This is a genomic window from Vibrio sp. vnigr-6D03 (assembly GCF_002835515.1).
In the GTDB taxonomy this organism is placed as follows: domain Bacteria; phylum Pseudomonadota; class Gammaproteobacteria; order Enterobacterales; family Vibrionaceae; genus Vibrio; species Vibrio penaeicida.
The window spans coordinates 21,568-28,030 of sequence record NZ_PIZL01000047.1; the positions used below are offsets into that span (position 1 = coordinate 21,568).

Below are 6,463 nucleotides of genomic sequence, written 5' to 3' on the forward strand. Positions count from 1 at the left end.
CTTATTGGAAAAAATAAATCATGGGTCAGACACTGTCTGACCCACTAAAATAATTTAAACCAAGCCCCTTTCTAGTCAGGGTTTTCTTAATTATCTAACCCTAGATCTTCTACTCGCTTTGCAATTAACCGACTGCACTCCTCTTTTACCATCGTTCTCAACCACTCCTGAGCTGGAGAATGGTCGCTTCTAGGATGCCAAATCATCGAGTACTCAAAGGGAGTGAATTCAAAAGGAAGCGGTTTCACCAATAGGTCGTAACGGTCTGCGACCAAATAGGCTAAATCTGCAGGGACAGTGATGATCAGCGGCAAGGTGTCCACAATCGCTAAAGCCGCTTCTAAATGATAGGCACGGAGAACCATATTTCGAGCTGGCTGGTTACTCAGTGCCTGATCGAGCAGTGCTTTCACGCCATCGCTTATCGCTATCATAGCGTGTGGGTATTCAAGGTAATCGTGCAGTCGCATGTCGCTATTGGCAATCGGGTGTTGCTTAGAAATCAAGCAAGATACGCCAACACGCCCTAGCCGATCACTGTTCAATGGCTCTACCGAACCCGTAGGACGGCAAATTGCCAAATCCGCACCTTGATGCGTCAACTGCTGTGGAAGCTGATCGTCAATCAATGGAATGAATTCAAATTTTACTTGGGGGGCTTCTTGATATATCCGAGGCAATGCAAACGGAAAAATAGTCTGCATGGCGTAATCTGTCGTCGCTATCGTGAACGTTTGATCGCAAGTTGTTGGGTCAAATCGTTCTGGCGTTAATAACGAACGTAACGATTCAAGTGGCTCACCCAGCGCTTGATTCAGTTCAATCGCTTTTTCTGTCGGTATTAAGTGCTGACCTTGTCGGACGAATAATGGATCGCCCACCAATTGGCGTAATCGCCCTAGCACACGACTCATTGCTGACTGACTCAGGTTCAACCGAGTCGCAGCTCGGCTCACACTGCCTTCTTCTATAATGATTCGCAACGCCACCAGCAAATTTAAATCACGACGATAGATCTCTTCTAATTCCAAAGCACAGACTCGTTTGTGGAAAACGTCATAATAACAAAATTAAGGCGAGAGACATTCGGTAGAGATCAAAGTAGAAGTGACATAGAAACCGATAGATTTGTAAATAAAAAGTAAAAAAAATCCCGCCTTTCAGCGGGGAAGCCCAAGAAAAATGGGATAGTGTCGGAATGTGTAGTAGTGTCGTGTTAATTCTGTTTTTCGCTGTGTTTCTGCCAGCGATGCATCTCTACCCAAATACCAAAAATTGTTGAAAATAAGCCAATTAGTGGTAAAAGAGAGACTTCAGATGAGCTTCTAAGTATCAGCGCGCAAAATGTAATAAAGCACAATACGCTGTAAATCGTAAGTCGGTCTAACTGAGTTAGCATCAACCCCCCTAGCTCAAATGTTATTTAATTGTTAAAAATTAAGTTACATGGATTTTTTGTGTTTGCCAAGACTTTATTGAATATTTTTTCGACATCAGTATGATTTGCCCTCCAAAACCAAATTGAACGCACAACTATGACTTTTGATCCGACTCTTGCGACCAAAATTCTGGAGGCTGAAGGTCTTCGCTGCCCAGAACCGGTCATGATGGTAAGAAAAACCATTCGAAACATGGAAAATGGAGATGTATTGCTTGTGAAGGCGGATGACCCTTCAACAACGCGCGACATTCCGAGCTTTTGTCGTTTTATGGATCACCAGTTAATAGGAAGCCAGATTGATTCTCTGCCTTACCAATATCTCATCAAAAAAGGAATGGACTGAATCGTTCTGCCGCTCCAATCAAACTTAAAGCAGCAAAAAGTAAAAGCGAAAGCGTTAAAGAATTGCATACAAAAAAGGGCGAACCTAAGTTTGCCCTTCATTTAACATTTCATTCTTCTGTTTTGGAACGAAGTTGATGCTGGATGTGTTCCATCTGATGATGCAGCTCTCGCAGTTCTTTTCTAATAGGAATCAAATGTTGTACCCGAATCCAAGATTCAACAGCCAACCCAGTCATGATGATTGCGCCTACCACCATTGGCAGCCACATTTCGGTTAACACCATTCCCAGTAGCGTCAATCCTAGCCCACAAGTAAACAGATAGCTTTGACTTTGCGGCGTCATACCCATATAGCGCGTTAACATGGTTTTACCCTCTTGCTCCACACTCTTCACTGGCAAAATACCATTTTGCAAAATCGAAATATGTGTCTGTTTTCACAAATACGATGGATTACTCGGTGCCAAAAATAAGTGCGCCTATCGCCAGCAGAACAAAGAGCACACATGTGGCTTTTCTTATCAAAGCTAGAGGTAATTTATCTCCACTGAATTTGCCAATCATAACAACAGGCACATTGGCGAGCATCATGCCAACGGTCGTACCGATAATCACCATAAGAAGATGTTCTGAAAATTGCGCCCCAAGAATGGATGTCGCTACCTGTGTTTTATCGCCTATTTCTGCGATAAAAAACGCAATAAAGCTGGCAACGAAAGGGCCTCGGAATGAAGCATCCCCCTCATTTTCATCCATTTTGTCTGGGATCAGTACCCATATAGCCATCGCTAGAAAGCTGAATACAACAACCCAACGCAAAACGTCTTGAGTCAAATGATCCGCCACAACAACGCCAAGCCATGCGGCAAGGGCATGGTTCAATAACGTCGCCAAAAAGATAGCAAGTACGATAGGCACCGGCTTTCGATACCGGCTGGCAAGTATAAGGGAGAGTAATTGGGTTTTGTCCCCAATCTCTGCCAGAGTAACACTGGCAATGGATATAGCTAGAACGCTCACGACATGCTCAATGGGGTAGGGCATCTGAATAAAACCAAAGACAAGATCCACGCCCCACCCCTGGTTTGTGTACCTTGTCTATGGTCTCGCTAAACTCAACCTAATGTGATGATTTTTTAGGTGGTTGAGTCTCATACGCCATGATGTTTTCATCAATTATGTTGACGTACAATCCCGTCCTGCTTCCAAGAAGGACGGGGAAGCTACTCCCCAAAGACAATCTGATTGTAGAATTTGCTTCTTATAATGGCAAGTTACACATTGCATAGATCGCTCTGTTTGCTCATAAAATGTCAATTTTGCGAGAGTTCTGACGAGTTTGGTATGAAATGACCATTTTGAGCAGGGTTTAAGCGATATTTCCTCTACTCGGCAAGCAAAGAACTGGGTATACTCAATGGTTATTTTCAATAAATCATACATAAGAATCGCGCGAACCTGACTATGCAAAATTACGATATCAAAACCTTCCAGGGAATGATCCTCGCGCTGCAGGATTATTGGGCTCAAAACGGCTGTACGATTGTACAACCTTTGGATATGGAAGTAGGTGCTGGCACCTCTCACCCAATGACATGTCTACGTGCAATTGGCCCAGAGCCAATGTCTACGGCATACGTTCAACCTTCACGTCGTCCTACCGATGGTCGTTACGGTGAAAACCCAAACCGTCTGCAGCACTACTATCAATTCCAAGTAGCGCTAAAACCTTCTCCAGATAACATTCAGGAGTTGTACCTAGGCTCACTTGAAGTGCTTGGTGTCGATCCACTGGTTCACGATATTCGCTTCGTAGAAGATAACTGGGAAAACCCAACGCTAGGCGCATGGGGCTTAGGCTGGGAAGTATGGCTAAACGGCATGGAAGTCACTCAGTTTACTTATTTCCAACAAGTAGGCGGTCTTGAGTGTAAGCCAGTGACTGGTGAGATCACTTACGGTATCGAGCGCTTAGCCATGTACATCCAAGAAGTAGACTCTGTTTACGATCTAGTGTGGAACATAGCACCAGACGGCAGCAAAGTGACTTACGGTGACATCTTCCACCAAAATGAAGTTGAGCAATCGACTTACAACTTCGAACACGCAGACGTCGATTTCCTATTCGGTTTCTTCGACCAGTGTGAGAAAGAATGTAAAGAGCTACTTGAGCTTGAGAAGCCACTTCCGCTTCCAGCTTACGAGCGCATTCTAAAAGCCGGTCACGCATTCAACATCCTTGATGCGCGCAAAGCTATCTCTGTAACAGAGCGTCAACGTTACATCCTTCGTATTCGCAACCTAACTAAATCTGTTGCGCAGGCGTACTACGCGTCACGTGAAGCACTTGGCTTCCCTATGTGTAAGAAGGAAGGTAAATAATCATGGCTAAAGAATTTTTAATTGAACTGGGTACGGAAGAGCTGCCACCAACGCAACTTCGTACGCTAGCGGAAGCATTCGCAGCAAACTTCGAAGCAGAGCTTAAAGGTGCGAACCTAACGCACGAAGGCGTGAAATGGTACGCAGCGCCTCGCCGTCTTGCACTTAAAGTGGCAGCACTGGCAGAAGGTCAAGAAGACAAAATCGTTGAAAAACGCGGTCCTGCAATTGCTGTTGCATTCGATGCTGAAGGCAACGCAACCAAAGCTGCACAAGGTTGGGCTCGTGGTAACGGCATCACAGTTGAACAAGCTGATCGCCTTAAAACAGATAAAGGTGAATGGCTGCTGTTCAAACAAGAAGTAAAAGGCCAAGCGACATCTGAAATCGTTGTTGAGTTAGCTGCTAAAGCACTAGCTAACCTGCCTATCGCAAAACCAATGCGCTGGGGCAACAAAACGACTCAGTTCATTCGTCCAGTTAAAACGCTAACTATACTGATGGGCTCTGATCTCATTGAAGGTGAGATCCTAGGCGTAGCATCAGACCGCACTATCCGTGGCCACCGCTTCATGGGTGAGCAAGAGTTCACTATCGATTCTGCAGAGCAATACCCAGCGATTCTAGAAGAGCGCGGTAAAGTAATGGCAGATTACGAAGCGCGTAAAGCCATTATTTTAGCTGATTCGCAAAAAGCAGCTGCTGCCGTGGGTGGTGTTGCTGACCTAGAAAATGATCTTGTTGAAGAAGTAACGTCTCTGGTTGAATGGCCAGTCGTACTTACAGCGAAGTTTGAAGAAGAATTCCTAAAAGTCCCTTCTGAAGCGTTGGTTTACACCATGAAAGGTGACCAAAAATACTTCCCCGTCTATGACGAGAATAAGAAACTACTGCCGAACTTTATCTTCGTATCGAACATCGAGTCTAAAGAGCCTCGCTACGTTATCGAAGGTAACGAAAAGGTTGTACGTCCACGTCTTGCCGATGCTGAATTTTTCTTCAACACAGACCGCAAGCGTCCGCTTATCGACCGTCTTCCTGAACTAGACCAAGCAATCTTCCAGAAGCAACTTGGTACTATCAAAGACAAAACAGACCGCATCACAGAGCTTGCTGGCTACATTGCTGAGCAAATCGATGCTGACGTTGAAAAATCTAAGCGCGCAGGCCTACTGGCTAAGTGTGACCTAATGACATCGATGGTATTCGAATTCACGGATACGCAAGGTGTAATGGGCATGCACTACGCCACACACGATGGCGAAGACGAGCAAGTTGCATTAGCGCTTTACGAGCAATACATGCCTCGTTTCGCTGGCGACGATCTACCAAGTACTGGTATTTCTTCTGCAGTTGCAATGGCAGACAAACTAGACACGATCGTAGGTATCTTCGGTATTGGTCAAGCACCAAAAGGTTCTGATCCATTTGCTCTACGACGTGCATCACTGGGTGTACTGCGTATCATCGTTGAAAACGGCTACAACCTAGACCTAACCGATCTGATCGGTAAAGCGAAAGCGCTATTAGGCGATAAGCTAACCAACGACAACGTAGAAGCTGACGTTATTGATTTCATGCTAGGTCGTTTCCGTGCATGGTACCAAGATGAAGGCTTCAGCATTGATATCATTCAAGCGGTATTAGCACGTCGTCCAACGAAACCAGCTGACTTTGACCAACGCGTTAAAGCCGTTTCTCACTTCCGTGGACTGGAAGCAGCAGAAGCACTAGCGGCAGCGAACAAGCGTGTAGGTAACATCCTAGCGAAATTCGATGGGGAACTTGCTTCAGATATCGATCTCGCATTGCTTCAGGAAGATGCCGAGAAAGCACTGGCTGAAAACGTCGAAGTAATGACGGAAGCACTAGAGCCAGCATTCGCAACGGGCAACTACCAAGAAGCCCTCAATAAGCTTGCCGATCTGCGTGAGCCAGTGGATGCATTCTTCGACAGCGTAATGGTAATGGCAGATGACGAAGCTCTGAAGAAGAATCGTCTAACGCTACTGAACAACTTACGTAACCTGTTCCTACAAATTGCGGATATTTCTCTTCTGCAGAAATAACTCAGGTTTAAATATCAAAAAGGGAGCCAGATGGCTTAATGCCAGTCAGTTAAGCTGACTGGCATTCTTCTTATTGGGGTATTTTCTATTCCTAGGTTTCACGCTTCTCGGGTATATTCGATCTTCTCTTTTTAGTGGTAAAACATGATGTGGTGTTTCGTCTAAAAGATGATTAATACGTTTGGGAATAGTGCCTGCCGCTTCTAGCCAAAACCCATATATCAAC

At 45.1% G+C, this 6,463-nt stretch carries 7 protein-coding genes, 1 pseudogene and 1 riboswitch; of the genes and pseudogenes, 3 read left to right on the forward strand and 5 right to left on the reverse strand.

Annotation, left to right across the window (positions count from 1 at the left end; all coding sequences use genetic code 11):
- Positions 1–86 precede the first annotated feature (86 nt).
- Together CW749_RS26245 and CW749_RS26250 are read right to left on the reverse strand one after the other, a co-directional pair.
- Positions 87–1,031 (reverse strand): LysR family transcriptional regulator, encoded by a 945-nt coding sequence (locus CW749_RS26245; RefSeq protein WP_101115428.1) that lies wholly within the window; start codon positions 1,029–1,031, stop codon positions 87–89.
- 185 nt (positions 1,032–1,216) lie between these two features.
- On the reverse strand, positions 1,217–1,399 hold the full coding sequence (locus CW749_RS26250) for a hypothetical protein (RefSeq protein WP_101115429.1): 183 nt from the start codon (positions 1,397–1,399) through the stop codon (positions 1,217–1,219).
- Positions 1,400–1,535: 136 nt separating this feature from the next.
- Here CW749_RS26250 and tusA point away from each other — a divergent pair, with 136 nt between their 5' ends.
- Positions 1,536–1,784, forward strand: coding sequence for a sulfurtransferase TusA (tusA, locus tag CW749_RS26255; protein WP_101115430.1), 249 nt, complete (start codon positions 1,536–1,538; stop codon positions 1,782–1,784).
- Between the two features lie 109 nt (positions 1,785–1,893).
- Here tusA and CW749_RS26260 read toward each other — a convergent pair whose 3' ends face one another.
- Positions 1,894–2,151, reverse strand: a complete 258-nt coding sequence (locus CW749_RS26260; RefSeq protein WP_101115434.1) for a hypothetical protein — start codon at positions 2,149–2,151, stop codon at positions 1,894–1,896.
- An 88-nt stretch (positions 2,152–2,239) separates the two neighbouring features.
- Positions 2,240–2,806, reverse strand: coding sequence for a TMEM165/GDT1 family protein (locus CW749_RS26265; protein WP_101115435.1), 567 nt, complete (start codon positions 2,804–2,806; stop codon positions 2,240–2,242).
- Positions 2,807–2,898: 92 nt separating this feature from the next.
- A riboswitch (yybP-ykoY riboswitch) is annotated at positions 2,899–3,030 on the reverse strand.
- 220 nt (positions 3,031–3,250) lie between these two features.
- Between CW749_RS26265 and glyQ the strand changes: the two genes are divergently transcribed.
- Together glyQ and glyS are read left to right on the forward strand one after the other, a co-directional pair.
- Positions 3,251–4,168: a glycine--tRNA ligase subunit alpha gene (gene glyQ, locus CW749_RS26270; protein ID WP_101115431.1), complete on the forward strand. Its 918-nt coding sequence runs from the start codon at positions 3,251–3,253 to the stop codon at positions 4,166–4,168.
- Between the two features lie 2 nt (positions 4,169–4,170).
- Complete coding sequence (gene glyS, locus CW749_RS26275) at positions 4,171–6,237, forward strand: glycine--tRNA ligase subunit beta (protein ID WP_101115432.1); 2,067 nt, start codon at positions 4,171–4,173, stop codon at positions 6,235–6,237.
- 45 nt (positions 6,238–6,282) lie between these two features.
- On the opposite strand, the pseudogene CW749_RS28485 reads toward glyS, so the two are convergent.
- Positions 6,283–6,463 (reverse strand): annotated as a pseudogene (locus CW749_RS28485) (IS4 family transposase); the annotation flags it as partial.

Excerpts from the sequence above, each read along its gene's own strand:
- CW749_RS26250 (WP_101115429.1), bottom strand. The coding sequence starts at position 1,399 with ATGCTAACTCAGTTAGACCGACTTACGATTTACAGCGTATTGTGCTTT.
- tusA (WP_101115430.1), top strand. The coding sequence starts at position 1,536 with ATGACTTTTGATCCGACTCTTGCGACCAAAATTCTGGAGGCTGAAGGT.
- CW749_RS26260 (WP_101115434.1), bottom strand. The coding sequence starts at position 2,151 with ATGTTAACGCGCTATATGGGTATGACGCCGCAAAGTCAAAGCTATCTG.
- glyQ (WP_101115431.1), top strand. The coding sequence starts at position 3,251 with ATGCAAAATTACGATATCAAAACCTTCCAGGGAATGATCCTCGCGCTG.
- glyS (WP_101115432.1), top strand. The coding sequence starts at position 4,171 with ATGGCTAAAGAATTTTTAATTGAACTGGGTACGGAAGAGCTGCCACCA.